The sequence below is a fragment of the Bradyrhizobium sp. Ce-3 genome (genome assembly GCF_022835695.1).
Taxonomy (GTDB): domain Bacteria; phylum Pseudomonadota; class Alphaproteobacteria; order Rhizobiales; family Xanthobacteraceae; genus Bradyrhizobium.
The window spans coordinates 179,817-194,305 of record NZ_BQUV01000002.1; the positions used below are offsets into that span (position 1 = coordinate 179,817).

Sequence of the window (14,489 nt, forward strand, 5' to 3'; positions counted from 1 at the left end):
ATGAAGTTTAATAATGCAACCAACTGGAGGCGGACATGAGACTGGCAAACAAGACGGCGTTGATCACCGGCGGCAACAGCGGCATCGGGCTTGCGACAGCAAAGCTGTTCGTGGCCGAAGGCGCCAAGGTCGTCATCACCGGGCGCAACAGGGAAACGCTCGCGGCGGCGGCCAAGGAGCTCGGGCCGAACGGATTCGCGGTCGTGGCCGATGCCACCGATGTCGCGGCGCTGGAGGCCGCGGTGAAGCAGGGCGCCGAGAAGTTCGGCAAATACGACGTGCTGTTCGCCAATGCCGGCATTCCCGGCCAGACGCCGGTCGGCGGCACCACGCTGGCCGCATTCGAGAACGTGATCCGCACCAATCTCACCGGCGTGTTCTTCACCGTGCAGGCGGCCGCGCCCTATCTCAACGACGGCGCATCCATCATCCTCAACGGCTCGGTGATTTCGGTGCTCGGCAATCCCGGTTACTCGGCCTATGCCGCGAGCAAGGCCGGCGTGCGCGCGATGGCGCGGGTGATGGCCTCAGAACTGTCGCCGCGCAATATCCGCGTCAACGTGGTGGCGCCGGGCGCCGTGCGTACGCCGATCTGGGGCGCGGCGATTGCAACGCCTGAAGCCGAGAAGGTGTTCGAGCAGCGGATCGGCAAGACCACGCCGCTCGGGCGGATCGGCGAACCCGATCACATCTCGAAGACGGTGCTGTTCCTGGCGTCCGACGATGCGGCGCATGTACAGGGGCAGGAGCTGTTCATCGATGGCGGTGCAACGGCATCTCCCGCCGGCGCGCCGATCTATCGCGGCTAGCACCCCCGTTCCGATCAGATCGGAACGGAGCTCCGGAGTTTTTCTGACGCGTTTTCTTCACGCGAACCGGTGGCGACTTCGCTTGAAAACGCTCTAGTTTGTTTCTCATTGTAACGAGCGGCCGGTGTGAAACCGATCACACCGGCCGTCATCGTGCGCGACTATGGTGGCTTGCATTGAACCTTTGACGTACTTGCCCGGACTCCTCAATGGGCGGGGAATTTTTTCACCACGGAATCATTTGGAGTGCCGTCATGCCGAAAGCCGCAGCCCGCATTTCGACGTCGATCCCGGTTTCATCCGCGTCCCAGAGCTCAGACAGTTCCGATACGACACAGTTTGTGACCGTCGCGCTGTTTTCCGGCATCGGCCTGTTGATTTCGCTGGTCGCCGTCATTTTCGGCATCCAAGGCGTCTGGTCCTGAATCCATCCCGGCGGCCTGCCGCCACCAAGGCGACGGCAGGCACCCACGCTCACGCTTTTGATCGCGTCAGGCGGCGTTGAGGCTGCCGGCAGCCTGCAGTGCGCCCGCAACTGCTTTCTCGCGATGCTCGGGACCGACCTGGATGCCGTCGGCCGGGATGAATTCCACGTTCCTGACGCCCATGAAGCCGAACACGCCGCGCAGATAGGTCTCGAGATGCTCGAGTGCGGCCATCGGCGTGTCGGCGCCGTAATAGCCGCCGCGCGAGATCGCGATGATGACGCGCTTGTTGCCGGCAAGTCCCTCGACCCCGCCGGCGCCGTATTTGAAGGTCTTGCCCGCGACCATGATGCGGTCGATCCAGGCCTTGAGCTGCGAGGGGATGGTGAAATTGTACATGGGGGCGCCGACCACGACGATGTCGGCGGCGAGGAATTCGTCGAGCACCGCCTGGCCGGCCGCGATGTCGTCGCGCACCGACGGATCTGGGGCCGCGCCTTGGCTCGCGGCGAGGTGCAGGCCGGAGAGGTGGGCGAGCGGGGTCTGGGTCAGGTCGCGGTAGGTCACGACCAGGCCGGGATTGGCCTGGCGGAGCCGCTCGACGGCGGCGGCGGAAACCTGGCGGCTGACGGAGTGGGGGCCGAGGACCGAGGAGTCGATGTGCAGAAGTTTCATGGCAGGGGTCACCTTTGGTATAGGTTTGTAACTGGCGCTATATGAGTGACCGCCCTAAATCTCCGCAAGAACGCACATTTTTGAAACCCGAGCACACCAATGACACCCGAGCACATCGATGTAACCGCCGAAACCGGCCTGCCGCGTCAACCCGGGACGCATCAGGACTGCCGCGGCGTGGCCTCCGTGCTGTCGCGGGTCGGCGACAAATGGAGCGTGCTGGTCATCATGCTGCTGCGCGACGGACCCCGCCGCTTCAACGAGCTGAAGCGGATGATCAACGGCATCTCGCAGCGCATGCTGACCCTGACCCTGCGCGGGCTGGAGCGCGATGGTCTGGTGACGCGCACGGTGTTTCCGACCATTCCGCCGCGGGTCGATTACGAACTGACCGATCTCGGCCGCGGGCTCGCCGTCCCCGTCATGGCACTCGGCGAATGGGCGTTCGCGCATCTGCCGGAGATCGAGGGCGCGCGACAGGATTTCGATGCGCGGACTGCGGAGTGAAATCTAGACCCGTCACCCTGAGGAGCGCGTTCCGCGCCCCTCAGGATGACGGTGAGGGATTTGTGCGAGCGAGAGATGCAGTTCGTCAAATCATCGACACCAGCCCGCCGCCGTGACGCTCGAGCTTACCTGCGAGTTCGAGCTCCAGCAGCACCGCGCGGACCACAGCGGGCGTGACGTCGGCCATCCGGATCAGATCGTCGAGGCTGATCGGGCTCGGCCCGAGCAGATTGACGATGCGGGCGCGATCCGACGCATCGGTGGCAAAATCCAGCGGCTCGTCCTCCTCGCGTGCGCCAAGCATCACCGGCCGCTCCATGATCGGTGTCACCGCGCTGACGACGTCGGCGGCCTCGGTGACCAGCGTGGCGCCTTGCTTGATCAGATCGTTGGCGCCGGCTGCGCGCGGATCGATCGGCGAGCCCGGCACCGCGAATACCTCGCGGCCCTGTTCTGCGGCCATCCGCGCCGTGATCAGCGAACCCGAGCGATGCGCGGCCTCCACCACCACGACGCCGAGCGACGCGCCCGAGATCAGCCGGTTGCGGCGGGGGAAGTCGCGCGCCCGCGGCACGTGGCCGAGCGGCATCTCGGAGATCGCGGCGCCACGCGCGAGCAGGGCGGCCAGCAGGTCCTCGTGCTCCGGCGGGTAGATCCTGTCGTGGCCGCCGGCGAGCACGGCGACCGTGCCGCTCGCGACGGTGGCACGATGCGCCGCCTGGTCGATGCCGCGGGCCAGGCCGGAGATCACGACGAAGCCGGCATCGCCGAGATCGCGCGCCAGCTGGCCCGCAAATTTCAGCCCGGCGCCGGAGGCATTGCGCGAGCCGACGATCGCGATCATCGGCCGCATCAACGCCTCGCGCGCGCCGCGCACGGCGAGCAGCGGCGGCGCGTCGTCGATGGTGGCAAGCCGCGCCGGATAATGGGCTTCCTCGGGCGCGACCAGATCGATGCCGAATTTGCCGCAGGCCGCGAGCTCGGCTGCGGCGTCGGCCTCGCTGCAGATCCGCCCCGGACCCGATGCGCCGCCGCGGCGCGCCAGATCCGGCAGGCGTTCGAGTGCCTGTGCCGCATCGCCAAAATGGCGGAGCAGCGATGCGAAGGTGCGCGGGCCGACATTGTCGGAGCGGATCAGCCGCAGCCGGTTGAGCCGTTCGGCGTCGGTGAGTTTGGTGGCGCTGGACGGGCGGTCATGCATGCGGGGCCCAGCTTCGCCCAACCTGAGATTGTGATCAACTGCGACATTGGCGCAGCCGCGCCCGACGCGCTACAAGCGCTAGCCAAGAAGCCGACCAAGAAGCCGTCAAGAAACAGGAAGTCCGCCGATGCTTTCACTTGCCGACCTGCAACGCCGCATCGCCTCCGGCGAATTGTCCACTGATGCCGCCCTCGCGCAAACGCAGCACGCCATCGCGGCGCAGGACAAAACCATCGGCGCCTTCGTTCGCCATGATGACAAAGCGCGCGCGCAAACTGCCGGACCGCTGCGCGGCATTGCCGTCGGCATCAAGGACATCATCGATACCGCCGGTTTCCCGACCGAGATGGGCGCTGCGATCTATCGCGGCCATCAGCCGCGCGCGGATGCGCCGGTGGTGATGGCGCTGAAGCAGGCCGGCGCGACCATCATCGGCAAGACCACGACCACCGCGTTCGCGGCGAACGATCCGACGCCGACCCTCAATCCGCGCAATCATTCGCACACGCCGGGCGGCTCGTCGTCGGGCTCGGCGGCTGCGGTCGCCGCCGGGATGATCCCGCTGGCGCTCGGCACCCAGACCGGCGGCTCGGTGATCCGGCCGGCCTCGTTCTGCGGCGTCCCCGCGATCAAGCCGAGCTACCGGCTGCTGCCGACGGTCGGGGTGAAGTGTTTTTCGTGGACGCTCGATACCGTCGGGCTGTTCGGCGCCGGGGTGCGCGACGTCGCGCTGGGGCTGGCTGCGATGACCAGGCGGCCCGACCTCGTGGTGCCGTCGGCGGTCGCGGCGCCGCGTATCGGCGTGGTGACACAGGCCTTCGCCGGCGCGCCCGATCCATCCGGTGCCGAGGCATTGCAGACGGCGGCGCGGGTGGCGGAGCGGGCGGGTGCCACGGTGCGCGAGCTCGCGATGCCTGAGATCGTCGCCGAGGCCTGGCGGATCCATCCTGTGGTGCAGGAGTTCGAGGCGCATCAGTCGTTCGCCTGGGAGTACGGCCAGAACTACGACGCGATGCCGCCGCTGCTGCGTGGCCGGCTCGACGAGAGCAAGGGCGGCACGCCCGCCGAGTACGACGCGGCGATGGCCGTCACGCTGCGCGCGCGGCAGGCGCTGGCCGCCGTTCTCGCCGAGGTCGACGTACTGCTGACGCTGTCGGCGCCGGGCGCCGCGCCCGCGGGATTGGCCTCGACCGGCGACCCCCGTTACAACCGGCTCTGGACCTTGATGGGCGTACCTTGCGTCAACGTGCCGACGCTGGTCGCCGCGGGCGGATTGCCGGTCGGCGTGACCGTGATCGCGGGCTTTGGCGATGATGCCAAGGCGCTGGCAGCGGCGAGCTTTGTCGAAGACGCTTTGGCAAAGTAGATCTCGTCATTCCGGGGCGATGCGCAGCATCGAGCCCGGAATCCATTGGGCCGCACATTTTGCGGTGAAATGGATTCCCGGTTCTCGCTTCGCGAGCCCCGGAATGACGGAGGGCGTTATTTCTTCTCGCCGATCTTGCCTTCGGTGCCGGCCTGCAGGCGCTGGATGTTCTCGCGGTGCTTGTAGAACAACAGCAGCGTCAGCACGACGAACAGCGAGGCGAGCGCGGCGTGGCCGAACCACCACAGGAACAGCGGCGTCACGAACGCGGCGATCAGCGCCGACAGCGACGAGTAGCGCGTGGTGCTGGCGGTGGCGAGCCAGATCACCGCGAAGATCAGCGCCGCCGGCCAGAACAGGCCGAGCAGCACGCCGATATAGGTCGCGACACCCTTGCCGCCGCGGAAGTTGAGCCAGACCGGGAAGAGGTGGCCGAGGAATGCGCCGAGCGCCGCCAGCATCGCCGCGTTCGGGCCGTCGAGGGTCCCCGCGATGATGACGGCAACCGTGCCCTTCAGCATGTCGCCGAGCAGCGTCGCTGCGGCGAGGCCCTTGCGGCCGGTGCGCAGCACGTTGGTGGCGCCGATATTGCCCGAGCCGATGGTGCGCAGATCCTGGGTGCCGGCGAGCCTGGTCAGGACCATGCCGAACGGGATCGAGCCCAGCAGGTAGCCGATCACAAAAGCGGCCAGCAGCAGCGCGTCAGCGGACATCGCAATGGTTCCCCGGGCGGTCGGTTCCGCCCGCGTGAGGCAGTCCCGTCAATGAAATATTAACCATAAATCCGCACCATGGCCTTGGTAATGAGGGAGCTTATCATGGCTTCTGTTCGCAGGCGGCTGGAGCAGTTTTTCTTTGTCGTTTACGTCGCGGCCATCGTCGTCGGCACGACGATGGAAGCAATGTCGCAACTTGCGGCGCACTGACTTCCAGTTCGATTTAAACGTGCTCGTACACGGTCCGTCCGCCGACGATCGTCCGCGTCACCCGGCCGGAGAAGCGGGCGTCGTCGAACGGCGTATTCTTGCATAGCGATTTGAGCTCGTCGCGGTCGAGCACCCAGGGCGTGTCGGCATCGATCACGATGACGTCGGCCGGTGCACCCGCGCGCAGCGTGCCGCCGGGCAGGCCGAGCAGCTCGGCCGGCCGGGTCGACATCGCGCGGATCAGCGTCTTGAAGTCCATTTCGCCATTGTGAATCAGCCGCAGCGCCGCCGGCAGCATGGTCTGCAGGCCGACCGCGCCGCTCGCCGCTTCCGCGAACGGCAGCCGCTTGACCTCGACGTCCTGCGGATTGTGGTCGCTCATCACGACGTCGATCAGCCCGGAGGCGAGGGCTGCGACCAGGGCCTTGCGGTCCTCCTCGGTGCGCAGCGGCGGCGCCAGCTTCAGGAAGGTGCGGTAGGGGCCGATGTCGTTCTCGTTCAGCGTCACATGGTTGATCGAGACCGAGGCCGAGACGTTGTAGCCGCTCTCGCGGGCGCGCTTGAGGATCTCCAGCGACTCGGTCGAGGTCAGCGACGCCGCGTGATAGCGCCCGCCGGTCAGCCCCGCGAGCCGCATGTCGCGCTCGAGCATGATCGACTCGGCGGCGGTCGGGATCCCGGCGAGGCCGAGCCTTGTGGCGAATTCGCCCTCGTTCATCACGCCTTCGCCCACCAGATGCGGGTCCTCGGTGTGATGCACGATCAGCGCGTCGAAATCGCGGGCGTAGGTCAGCGCGCGGCGCATCACCTGGGCGTTGGTGACGCTGCGGTCGCCATCGGTGAAGGCGACGGCACCGGCGGCCTTGAGCAGGCCGATCTCGGTCATCTCCTGGCCCTGCATGCCCTTGGTCAGCGCCGCCATCGGATGGATGTTGACGATCGCGGTGTCGCGGGCCCGCCGCAGCACGAAGTCGACGGTCGCGGAATTGTCGATGACCGGCGAGGTGTCGGGCTGGCAGATGATGGTGGTGATGCCGCCGGCCGCGGCGGCCTGGCTGGCGGAGGCGAAAGTCTCGCGGTGGCTGGCACCGGGCTCGCCGACGAAGGCGCGCATGTCGATCAGGCCGGGGGCCACGATCTTGCCGGCGCAATTGACGATGTCGGTGCCTTCGGGGACGCCGGCGGCGCCGATGCCGCGCTTGGCGTCACGGATCACGCCGTCGGCAATCAGCACGTCGCCCGGACCGTCGAAGTCGCGGGACGGATCGATGACGCGGGCGTTGGCGAGCAGGATGGGGCGGCGATCTGTCAGCATGGCGTCACGCGTTCGGCAGGTTGCGGGCGAGCGCTTCCAGCACCGCCATGCGCACTGCCACACCCATTTCAACTTGTTCACGGATCAGCGACTGCGCGCCGTCGGCGACGAAGGTGTCGATCTCGACACCGCGGTTCATCGGGCCCGGATGCATCACCAGCGCGTCCGGCTTGGCGTAGCCGAGCTTCTTCTGGTCGAGGCCGAAATAGTGGAAATATTCGCCCGTCGACGGCACGAAGGAGCCGTTCATGCGCTCGCGCTGCAGCCGCAGCATCATGACGATGTCGGCGCCGTTCAGCCCCTCGCGCATGTCGCGCGCAACCTCGACACCCATCCGCTCGATGCCGGGCGGCAGCAAGGTGGAGGGCGCCACCACGCGGACGCGGGCACCCATGGTGTTGAGCAGGAAGATGTTGGAGCGGGCGACGCGCGAATGCAGCACGTCGCCGCAGATCGCGATCGTCAGCCCCTCGAGGCGGCCCTTGTTGCGGCGGATGGTCAGTGCATCGAGCAGCGCCTGGGTCGGATGCTCGTGGGCGCCGTCGCCGGCATTGATCACGGAACCGTCAACCTTGCGCGCCAGCAGCTCGACCGCGCCGGAGGCGTGGTGGCGCACCACCAGGATGTCCGGATGCATCGCATTCAGCGTCACCGCGGTGTCCATCAACGTCTCGCCCTTGCGGGTCGACATCGACGACACCGACATGTTCATGACGTCGGCGCCGAGGCGTTTTCCGGCGATCTCGAACGAGGACTGGGTCCGGGTCGAGGCCTCGAAGAACAGATTGACCTGGGTGCGGCCGCGCAGGGAGGCGCGCTTCTTGTCGACCTGGCGGTTGAGCTCGACATACTCCTCGGAGAGGTCGAGCAGGCCGGTGATGTCGTCGGCGGAAAGGCCCTCGATGCCCAGCAAATGCCGGTGACCGAGGACAAAAGTCGATTTCAATGATGGGGTCATTAAAGCCAGAGCTATAGGCGCGGATGGCCGGTGGGGCAAGCGCGAAGAGGGGTCAGCGGAGTTTTCCCCGAGTAAGATGTGACAGCCTTCTCGGCGGTCAGGCCCAGGCTCATTGCCGGGCCATCGATACCTTGCTTTTGCTGGTTTTTCCGGAACAAGACAGGGTGGCCGGCCTCAGGCAGCGATGTGAGGCCGCCCTTTGGACGGCCATGCCGCCAGGACAGCGGAGCGAGGACTCGTGAAAATTGCCGTGATCGCATTATTGGCCATCGCGTTGATCTCGGGAGCGGGCTCGTCCGCCTTCGCGGAGAACCTGCCCGGCGGCTTCGTGTTCCTCCGCGACGTCGATCCGACCATCATCCAGGACATCCGCTACGCCAGCGCGAACAATTTCATGGGCCGGCCGATCGCGGGCTATGGCGCGGCGGAATGCGTGGTGAAGCGGGAGGTCGGGCGTCGGCTCAGGGCGGTGCAGCAGGAACTGGCGCCGCAAAAGCTGTCGCTGAAGATGTTCGATTGCTACCGGCCGGCGCGCGCGGTCGCCGACATGGTGGCGTGGTCGAAGAACGGCAAGGAGACCGCCTCCGAGCGACGCTACAATCCGGCCTTCTCGAAGGCGGACCTGTTCCGCCTCGGCTATATCGCCACCCATTCCGGTCATTCGACCGGGTCCGCGGTCGATCTGACGCTGGTCGATCTGACGGCCGACAATTCGCGCAAGTTCGATCCCGCCAAGGACTATGCCGACTGCACCGCGCCGGTCGCCGCCCGCGCGCCCGAGGGCAGCGTCGACATGGGTACCGGCTATGATTGCTCGGATGCGAAGGGCCACACCGCCGCCAGCGCGATCACGCCGGCGCAGCGACGCTGGCGCAACCTTCTGGTCGCGGCGATGGCCCGCCAGGGGTTCGCGAACTATTCCAAGGAATGGTGGCACTTCTCGCTGCCGGGGGCGGGCGCGGCGGCCTACGATTTCCCGATCACGCGCGCGCACTAGAGCGGGACGACTCTTCCTCGAATAGTCATCCCGCTCCATCTCTCTGGTTTGAGCATGATCTCTTCGGAAAACCGCTACACACTTTTCCGGATCATGCTCTAGCGGCTGGATTTTCCTCAAATCCAAGGCATCCCGGCAACACAAAGCTAGCCATCGCTGAAGTAGCCGAACGCACGTTCAACACTCCTTAATTGCGGCCGTATCAACTGCCCGCATTGCGGGAGCACGAAACATGCGTTGGGCTGTTGTCATTGTTGCCGTCGGTGCGCTCGGCATCGCGATCTACGACCAGTACGACAAGGGCGCGAACTACCAGCGCGTCGATGCGCGCATCAGCAGCGTCAGCGACCAGTGCTATCTGGAAAAGGTCGAACGCGGCGTCATCACCAAGACGACGTTCACGTCGGACCTCACTCGCTGCGAAACCGCCGAGCTGCTGCGGAAGGAGCATCCGAAGTGGCAGGGCTATCACGTGATGCACAAGATCGAGGTGCGCGTCGTCTATGTCTCGCCGGTCGATGGCGTCTCGCACCAGTCGAGCCTGGAGATGTCCTACTTCCCCAGCAGCAAGCCGCTGCGCGCCGGTGACGTGTTTCCGGTACTGGCCTCCAAGACCAAGGCAGACAAGACGCGCATGATCTGATCGTCGCGTCAGTTCGGGAGGATCGGAGTTCAAACATGCGCCTGGGCCTCTACGGGGTGATCGCGATCGGCGTCGCGGGCCTCTATGCCTATATCGAGCTCGACAAGCGGGTGAATTTCCGGCCGATCGACGCGCGCGTGAGCAGCGTCAAGGAGCAATGCTACTTGGAGAAGACCGAGGGCAATCAGAGCTCGACCTCCGACCTGTTGCCCTGCGAGCTTGTCGAGCTGCTGGCGCGCCATCATCCGAAATGGCAGGGCGCCGACATCAAGCACAAGATCGAGGTCCGGTTCGCCTACATCTCGCCGGTAGATGGCGCCGCGCATGAGTCGAAGCTGCAGCTTGCGGCCTATCCCGATAACCGGCAGCTGAACAGCGGTGACATCTTTCCGGTCCAGGCCTCCCGGACGGAGGCGAACCGGATCCGCGCCAGCGACTGGGTCGACCGTTGGCTCGGCCGCCACGCGCCGAGGCATGGAAGCATCTAGCTGAAGGCGCATTTTTCGCTGCCCGGCGCCCTTGCGCAGGCCTATGATCCATCGATTCCATTGCGCCGCTGCTGCCGCTTGATCCCGGCCGGCCAAGACCCATTGTCCGGGCAGCGCGACCCATCGCCGAGGAGACCATGACGCAGGCTCCGTTCGCCACCCACGACGTCTTCAACCAGTCGCCGCCATTCTGGGATGTCGACCTGTTCACGGCGGACGCGCCGCTGGCCGCGGCGGTTGCTGCCAATGGTGGGGCGGCGGCCACGGCCGAGCTGTCGGATTTCGGCAAGCATTGGGGATCGGCCGCGATGGCCGAGCGCGGCCGCGTCGCCAACGAGAACACGCCGAAGCTGCGGCTGTTCGATGCCAGGGGCAATCGCCGCGACGAGGTCGAGTTTCATCCGGCCTATCACGAATTGATGGCGCATTCGGCGCATGCCGGCGTGCACAATTCGACCTGGACCGCTGACGGCAAGCCGGCCGGCGGGGCCGCCGAAGTGGTGCGCGCGGCAAAATTCTATATCGCGGCGCAGGTCGAGACCGGCCATCTCTGTCCGATCACGATGACGCGTGCTTCGGTCGCGGCGCTGGCCTCGCAGCCGGACATTCTGGCGAAGACGATGCCTGTCATCGGCACGCGCGCCTACGATCCAGGCTTTGCGCCATGGTGGAGCAAGCGCGGCATGACGCTCGGCATGGGCATGACCGAGAAGCAGGGCGGCACCGATGTGCGCGCCAACATGACGCGGGCCGAGCGCGACGGCGGAGGCTATCGCATCACCGGGCACAAATGGTTCATGTCGGCGCCGATGTGCGACGCGTTCCTGGTGCTGGCGCAGGCCGAGCAGGGGCTGAGCTGCTTCTTCATGCCGCGCTTTGCGCCCGACGGCACGGTCAACGCAATCCACTTCCAGCGCCTGAAGGACAAGCTCGGCAACCGCTCCAATGCCTCGTCGGAGGTGGAATTCCACGGCGCCCATGCCGAACTGATCGGCGAGGAGGGCAAGGGCATCCGCACCATCATCCAGATGGTGCAGCTGACGCGGCAGGATTGCGCGATCGCATCCGCGGGCCTGATGCGCTCCGGGCTCGCGCATGCGCTCAATCATGCGCGGCATCGCAGCGTGTTCCAGAAGCATCTGGCCGACCAGCCGCTGATGCAGGCGGTGCTTGCGGACATGGCGCTGCATGTCGAAGCGTCGGTCGCATTGGTGATGCGGCTGTGCCGTGCCTTCGACCGCGCGCCGACCGAGGCGGGTGAGGCCGCCTTTATGCGGTTGCTGACGCCGGCGATCAAATACTGGACCTGCAAGAGCGCGCCTGGATTCCTCTATGAGGCGATGGAGTGTCTCGGCGGCAACGGCTATGTCGAGGAGGGCATTCTGGCGCGCCACTACCGGGAATCGCCTGTGAACGCGATCTGGGAAGGGTCCGGCAACGTGATGTGCCTCGACGTGCTCCGCGCGCTCGGGCGCGAGGCCGATGCCGCGCTCGCCGTGCTACGCGGGCTCGCAGGCGAGACCAAGGGCCTGCCGGGCGCCGCCGAGGCCGTTGCGTCGATCGGGCAGTCGTTCCGGCGGCCGGACAGCGAGCGCATCGCGCGGCTTGCGGTCGAGCAGCTGGCGCTATTGGCCGCGGCCGCCGCGCTCAACCAGGTCTCGCCTGGGAATGCCGAGCTGTTCGCGGCGACCCGGCTTGCCGAACGCCACGCCGGCATGTACGGCGCGGTGGACATATCCGATGCCGATCAGCGCGCGCTGCTGGCGCGGGCGCTGCCATGAAGGTTTGCTGATGGACGCACTCAATCTCGATACCCCGCCCGCTGCTGTCGAACCGCCGCCACGTCCGCCGCGGGTCTGGAAATTCTGGGGCACCGCGCTGTGGGGCCTGCTGATCTTCGTCGCGATGTTCGTCGGACAGGTCGCCGTTATCATCTACCGCATCATCGCGCAGGGCGGCGAGCTGTCGGCGGGGGGCATCACCCATGTGGTCGCCGACGGTCTGACGATCTCGCTCTCGGTACTCGCCGGGCTGCCGATGGTGTTGCTGGTGCTGTGGTTCGCAATCCGCAGGACGGGGATCTCGTTCGCCGATTATCTCGGGCTGCGCGGGACGTCGTGGAAGAACGTCGTCATCGGCGTCGTCGCGCTGATCGTGATGGTCGGTGCCTGGGACATGGTGTCCCGCGCCGCCGGCCGCGAGGTGACGCCGGGCTTCATGGGCGACGTGCTGAAATCGGCGCAGGAGCACAGCGCGCTGTGGCTGCTGGTGATCGCCTTCGCCGTGGCCGCCCCGCTGTGGGAGGAGCTGTTCGCGCGCGGCTGGCTCTATCGCGGCTGGTCGGAATCCAGGCTTGGCCCCTACGGCGCGATCCTGCTGTCGTCGATCGTCTGGACCGTGATGCACCTGCAGTACGACTGGTTCTTCCTGTGCGAGGTGCTGTCGATCGGGCTGCTGTTCGGCTATCTGCGCTACTGGACCGGCTCGACCTGGCTCACCATCCTGCTGCACGGGATGAACAATCTGGCGGCGACGATCCAGACCTGGTGGCTGGCGGGATCGTAGCGCCTTCTCGTCATTGCGAGAGCGTGATGACGAAGCAAACGCGGCAATGACTGTCGGCATCGTGACCACCGCCAAAATCGTCTGCGGCTTGATGCGATGACGGCGAGGTCAGCGCCGCGGCGCATGCCGCTTGAATGGCGGATCGGAGCCACAAGCGCCACTGGGCGCATTGCATGACACAAGATTGTCACACAACCTCCGAGAGAATGTTGTAGCTTCCAGGCAACCGGATCGAATATCCGGCGTCAGGACTTGAAAGTCATTGGAGAATGCGATGGCCGTCTATAACGGTGGCACCGGCAACGACAGTCTCGTCGGCGGAGACGACAACGACGTCATCAACGGCTATGGCGGCGACGACACCCTGTCAGGCGGCATCGGCGGCGACACGATCTACGGCGGCGATGGAAATGACAGCATGTATGGGGGCGAAGCGCTGAGCTGGTTCAACGGCGGTGGTCCCATCCCTACAAATGCGCTTGCTACCAAGTATTTCTACGGCGGCGCCGGCAACGACGTCATCTACGCGAGTTCGGACTACGTCGAAACTACGAGTATCACGTTTCCTTACACGCCCAACTACATCAATTACCAGCAAAATATGATCTACGGCGGCGACGGCAACGACACGATCTTCGGATCGTCCGGCTACACGCATGATGCCGACTTTGTCACGCTCCCAGGCGGATTGGTGGTGCCGGAAAGCCGCTACAGCGGCGACCCTGGCACCATCTTCGGCGGCGCCGGCGATGACGTCATCTATTCGATCCCGAACGTCGCGTTCGGCGGCGACGGCAATGATCTGATGGTGGCGGTCGGCGCGGCTCGCCTGTATGGCGGGGCCGGCGACGACAGCCTGTACGGCGGATCCCTGAGCGACACACTGGTCGGCGGCGATGGCCGCGATCTGCTCGAAGGCGGCGGCGGCGATGACTGGCTTTATCTCTCCAGCGGCACCGCGGCGGCCAATGTTGCCTATGGCGGCGCCGGCAACGATGTCGAGATCGCAGGCGCGCAAGGCAACGTCACCGAGATCGGCGACGACGGCAATGACACGCTGTATGGCGGGCCGGGAAATGACTATCAGTACGGCGGCACCGGCAACGACCAGATGTTCGGCGGCGCGGGCACCGACGTCGAGATCGGCGGCGCCGGCAACGACTATTTCGACGGCGGCATTGGTGTGAATTATTACTTCGGCGGCAATGGCGGAGGTGCGGGCACCGGCATCGGCACCGATACCTTCAACGTCAGCCGAGGCGGCATCGACGTGGTGCAGGACTGGACCGAGGGCAAGGACACCGTGCAACTCAACGGCTCGGGGTTCCAGTCGTTCGCCGATGTGCTGTCGCACGCCTATCAGAATGGCGCGTATTTCGTGGTGCAGGTTGATGCCGAGACCGCCGTGTGGCTGAACGGGGCGACCGCCGCGACGGTGACTGCAACCGACTTCAAGATCATCAGCTAGGCGGGACAACGGCGAAGACATTCGCCGGAACAGCGCCTGAGCGCGACGTGATCGCGGTCCGGATCGTCTTCGACCTGGCGATCCGGAACCGGCAGCGGTCCGTCGACGCACTGCAGAAGGCCGACGGAGGGGTGTCAGTGACCCCT

15 protein-coding genes are annotated in these 14,489 nt (G+C 66.0%); 10 read left to right on the forward strand and 5 right to left on the reverse strand.

Features of this window, described 5'->3' with window-relative positions; genetic code table 11:
• Window positions 1–35: 35 nt before the first annotated feature.
• Window positions 36–809, forward strand: a complete 774-nt coding sequence (locus BRSPCE3_RS07165; protein WP_244065120.1) for an SDR family NAD(P)-dependent oxidoreductase — start codon at window positions 36–38, stop codon at window positions 807–809.
• A 254-nt stretch (window positions 810–1,063) separates the two neighbouring features.
• Complete coding sequence (locus tag BRSPCE3_RS07170; RefSeq protein ID WP_244065121.1) at window positions 1,064–1,234, forward strand: hypothetical protein; 171 nt, start codon at window positions 1,064–1,066, stop codon at window positions 1,232–1,234.
• Window positions 1,235–1,300: 66 nt separating this feature from the next.
• Here the strand turns inward: BRSPCE3_RS07170 and BRSPCE3_RS07175 are convergent, their stop codons facing one another.
• Window positions 1,301–1,909 carry an FMN-dependent NADH-azoreductase gene (locus tag BRSPCE3_RS07175; protein ID WP_244065122.1) on the reverse strand — a complete coding sequence of 203 codons (609 nt, stop codon included), beginning with the start codon at window positions 1,907–1,909 and terminating at the stop codon, window positions 1,301–1,303.
• Between the two features lie 99 nt (window positions 1,910–2,008).
• Here BRSPCE3_RS07175 and BRSPCE3_RS07180 point away from each other — a divergent pair, with 99 nt between their 5' ends.
• Window positions 2,009–2,416 (forward strand): helix-turn-helix domain-containing protein, encoded by a 408-nt coding sequence (locus BRSPCE3_RS07180; protein WP_244065123.1) that lies wholly within the window; start codon window positions 2,009–2,011, stop codon window positions 2,414–2,416.
• A gap of 85 nt (window positions 2,417–2,501) precedes the next feature.
• Here the strand turns inward: BRSPCE3_RS07180 and dprA are convergent, their stop codons facing one another.
• Complete coding sequence (gene dprA, locus BRSPCE3_RS07185; protein WP_244065124.1) at window positions 2,502–3,617, reverse strand: DNA-processing protein DprA; 1,116 nt, start codon at window positions 3,615–3,617, stop codon at window positions 2,502–2,504.
• Between the two features lie 127 nt (window positions 3,618–3,744).
• On the opposite strand from dprA, the gene BRSPCE3_RS07190 reads away from it, so the two are divergent.
• The gene (locus tag BRSPCE3_RS07190; protein ID WP_244065125.1) at window positions 3,745–4,983 is read left to right on the forward strand and encodes an amidase; all 1,239 of its coding nucleotides are present in this window, start codon (window positions 3,745–3,747) and stop codon (window positions 4,981–4,983) included.
• Window positions 4,984–5,099: 116 nt separating this feature from the next.
• On the opposite strand, the gene plsY is transcribed toward BRSPCE3_RS07190, so the two are convergent.
• The 3 genes from plsY to BRSPCE3_RS07205 all read right to left on the reverse strand — a co-directional run bounded on the left by plsY (window position 5,100) and on the right by BRSPCE3_RS07205 (window position 8,182).
• Window positions 5,100–5,696 carry a glycerol-3-phosphate 1-O-acyltransferase PlsY gene (plsY, locus tag BRSPCE3_RS07195; protein ID WP_244065126.1) on the reverse strand — a complete coding sequence of 199 codons (597 nt, stop codon included), beginning with the start codon at window positions 5,694–5,696 and terminating at the stop codon, window positions 5,100–5,102.
• A gap of 226 nt (window positions 5,697–5,922) precedes the next feature.
• Window positions 5,923–7,224 carry a dihydroorotase gene (locus tag BRSPCE3_RS07200; protein WP_244065127.1) on the reverse strand — a complete coding sequence of 434 codons (1,302 nt, stop codon included), beginning with the start codon at window positions 7,222–7,224 and terminating at the stop codon, window positions 5,923–5,925.
• 4 nt (window positions 7,225–7,228) lie between these two features.
• Window positions 7,229–8,182 (reverse strand): aspartate carbamoyltransferase catalytic subunit, encoded by a 954-nt coding sequence (locus BRSPCE3_RS07205; protein ID WP_166294423.1) that lies wholly within the window; start codon window positions 8,180–8,182, stop codon window positions 7,229–7,231.
• Between the two features lie 250 nt (window positions 8,183–8,432).
• Here BRSPCE3_RS07205 and BRSPCE3_RS07210 point away from each other — a divergent pair, with 250 nt between their 5' ends.
• The 6 genes from BRSPCE3_RS07210 to BRSPCE3_RS07235 all read left to right on the forward strand — a co-directional run bounded on the left by BRSPCE3_RS07210 (window position 8,433) and on the right by BRSPCE3_RS07235 (window position 14,343).
• Window positions 8,433–9,179 (forward strand): M15 family metallopeptidase, encoded by a 747-nt coding sequence (locus BRSPCE3_RS07210; RefSeq protein WP_244065128.1) that lies wholly within the window; start codon window positions 8,433–8,435, stop codon window positions 9,177–9,179.
• 232 nt (window positions 9,180–9,411) lie between these two features.
• Window positions 9,412–9,822 carry a hypothetical protein gene (locus BRSPCE3_RS07215; protein WP_244065129.1) on the forward strand — a complete coding sequence of 137 codons (411 nt, stop codon included), beginning with the start codon at window positions 9,412–9,414 and terminating at the stop codon, window positions 9,820–9,822.
• A 35-nt stretch (window positions 9,823–9,857) separates the two neighbouring features.
• Window positions 9,858–10,310 carry a hypothetical protein gene (locus BRSPCE3_RS07220; protein ID WP_244065130.1) on the forward strand — a complete coding sequence of 151 codons (453 nt, stop codon included), beginning with the start codon at window positions 9,858–9,860 and terminating at the stop codon, window positions 10,308–10,310.
• A 137-nt stretch (window positions 10,311–10,447) separates the two neighbouring features.
• The gene (locus tag BRSPCE3_RS07225) at window positions 10,448–12,091 is read left to right on the forward strand and encodes an acyl-CoA dehydrogenase family protein (RefSeq protein WP_244065131.1); all 1,644 of its coding nucleotides are present in this window, start codon (window positions 10,448–10,450) and stop codon (window positions 12,089–12,091) included.
• Window positions 12,092–12,101: 10 nt separating this feature from the next.
• Window positions 12,102–12,875 carry a CPBP family intramembrane glutamic endopeptidase gene (locus BRSPCE3_RS07230; protein WP_244065132.1) on the forward strand — a complete coding sequence of 258 codons (774 nt, stop codon included), beginning with the start codon at window positions 12,102–12,104 and terminating at the stop codon, window positions 12,873–12,875.
• A gap of 274 nt (window positions 12,876–13,149) precedes the next feature.
• Window positions 13,150–14,343 carry a calcium-binding protein gene (locus tag BRSPCE3_RS07235; RefSeq protein ID WP_244065133.1) on the forward strand — a complete coding sequence of 398 codons (1,194 nt, stop codon included), beginning with the start codon at window positions 13,150–13,152 and terminating at the stop codon, window positions 14,341–14,343.
• The last annotated feature ends 146 nt before the right edge of the window (window positions 14,344–14,489 follow it).

Bases quoted from the DNA above. Each gene is read 5' to 3' on its own strand.
- plsY (WP_244065126.1), bottom strand. From the start codon at position 5,696: ATGTCCGCTGACGCGCTGCTGCTGGCCGCTTTTGTGATCGGCTACCTG.
- BRSPCE3_RS07165 (WP_244065120.1), top strand. From the start codon at position 36: ATGAGACTGGCAAACAAGACGGCGTTGATCACCGGCGGCAACAGCGGC.
- dprA (WP_244065124.1), bottom strand. From the start codon at position 3,617: ATGCATGACCGCCCGTCCAGCGCCACCAAACTCACCGACGCCGAACGG.
- BRSPCE3_RS07220 (WP_244065130.1), top strand. From the start codon at position 9,858: ATGCGCCTGGGCCTCTACGGGGTGATCGCGATCGGCGTCGCGGGCCTC.
- BRSPCE3_RS07235 (WP_244065133.1), top strand. From the start codon at position 13,150: ATGGCCGTCTATAACGGTGGCACCGGCAACGACAGTCTCGTCGGCGGA.
- BRSPCE3_RS07225 (WP_244065131.1), top strand. From the start codon at position 10,448: ATGACGCAGGCTCCGTTCGCCACCCACGACGTCTTCAACCAGTCGCCG.
- BRSPCE3_RS07205 (WP_166294423.1), bottom strand. From the start codon at position 8,182: ATGACCCCATCATTGAAATCGACTTTTGTCCTCGGTCACCGGCATTTG.
- BRSPCE3_RS07215 (WP_244065129.1), top strand. From the start codon at position 9,412: ATGCGTTGGGCTGTTGTCATTGTTGCCGTCGGTGCGCTCGGCATCGCG.
- BRSPCE3_RS07190 (WP_244065125.1), top strand. From the start codon at position 3,745: ATGCTTTCACTTGCCGACCTGCAACGCCGCATCGCCTCCGGCGAATTG.
- BRSPCE3_RS07175 (WP_244065122.1), bottom strand. From the start codon at position 1,909: ATGAAACTTCTGCACATCGACTCCTCGGTCCTCGGCCCCCACTCCGTC.
- BRSPCE3_RS07180 (WP_244065123.1), top strand. From the start codon at position 2,009: ATGACACCCGAGCACATCGATGTAACCGCCGAAACCGGCCTGCCGCGT.
- BRSPCE3_RS07230 (WP_244065132.1), top strand. From the start codon at position 12,102: ATGGACGCACTCAATCTCGATACCCCGCCCGCTGCTGTCGAACCGCCG.
- BRSPCE3_RS07170 (WP_244065121.1), top strand. From the start codon at position 1,064: ATGCCGAAAGCCGCAGCCCGCATTTCGACGTCGATCCCGGTTTCATCC.
- BRSPCE3_RS07200 (WP_244065127.1), bottom strand. From the start codon at position 7,224: ATGCTGACAGATCGCCGCCCCATCCTGCTCGCCAACGCCCGCGTCATC.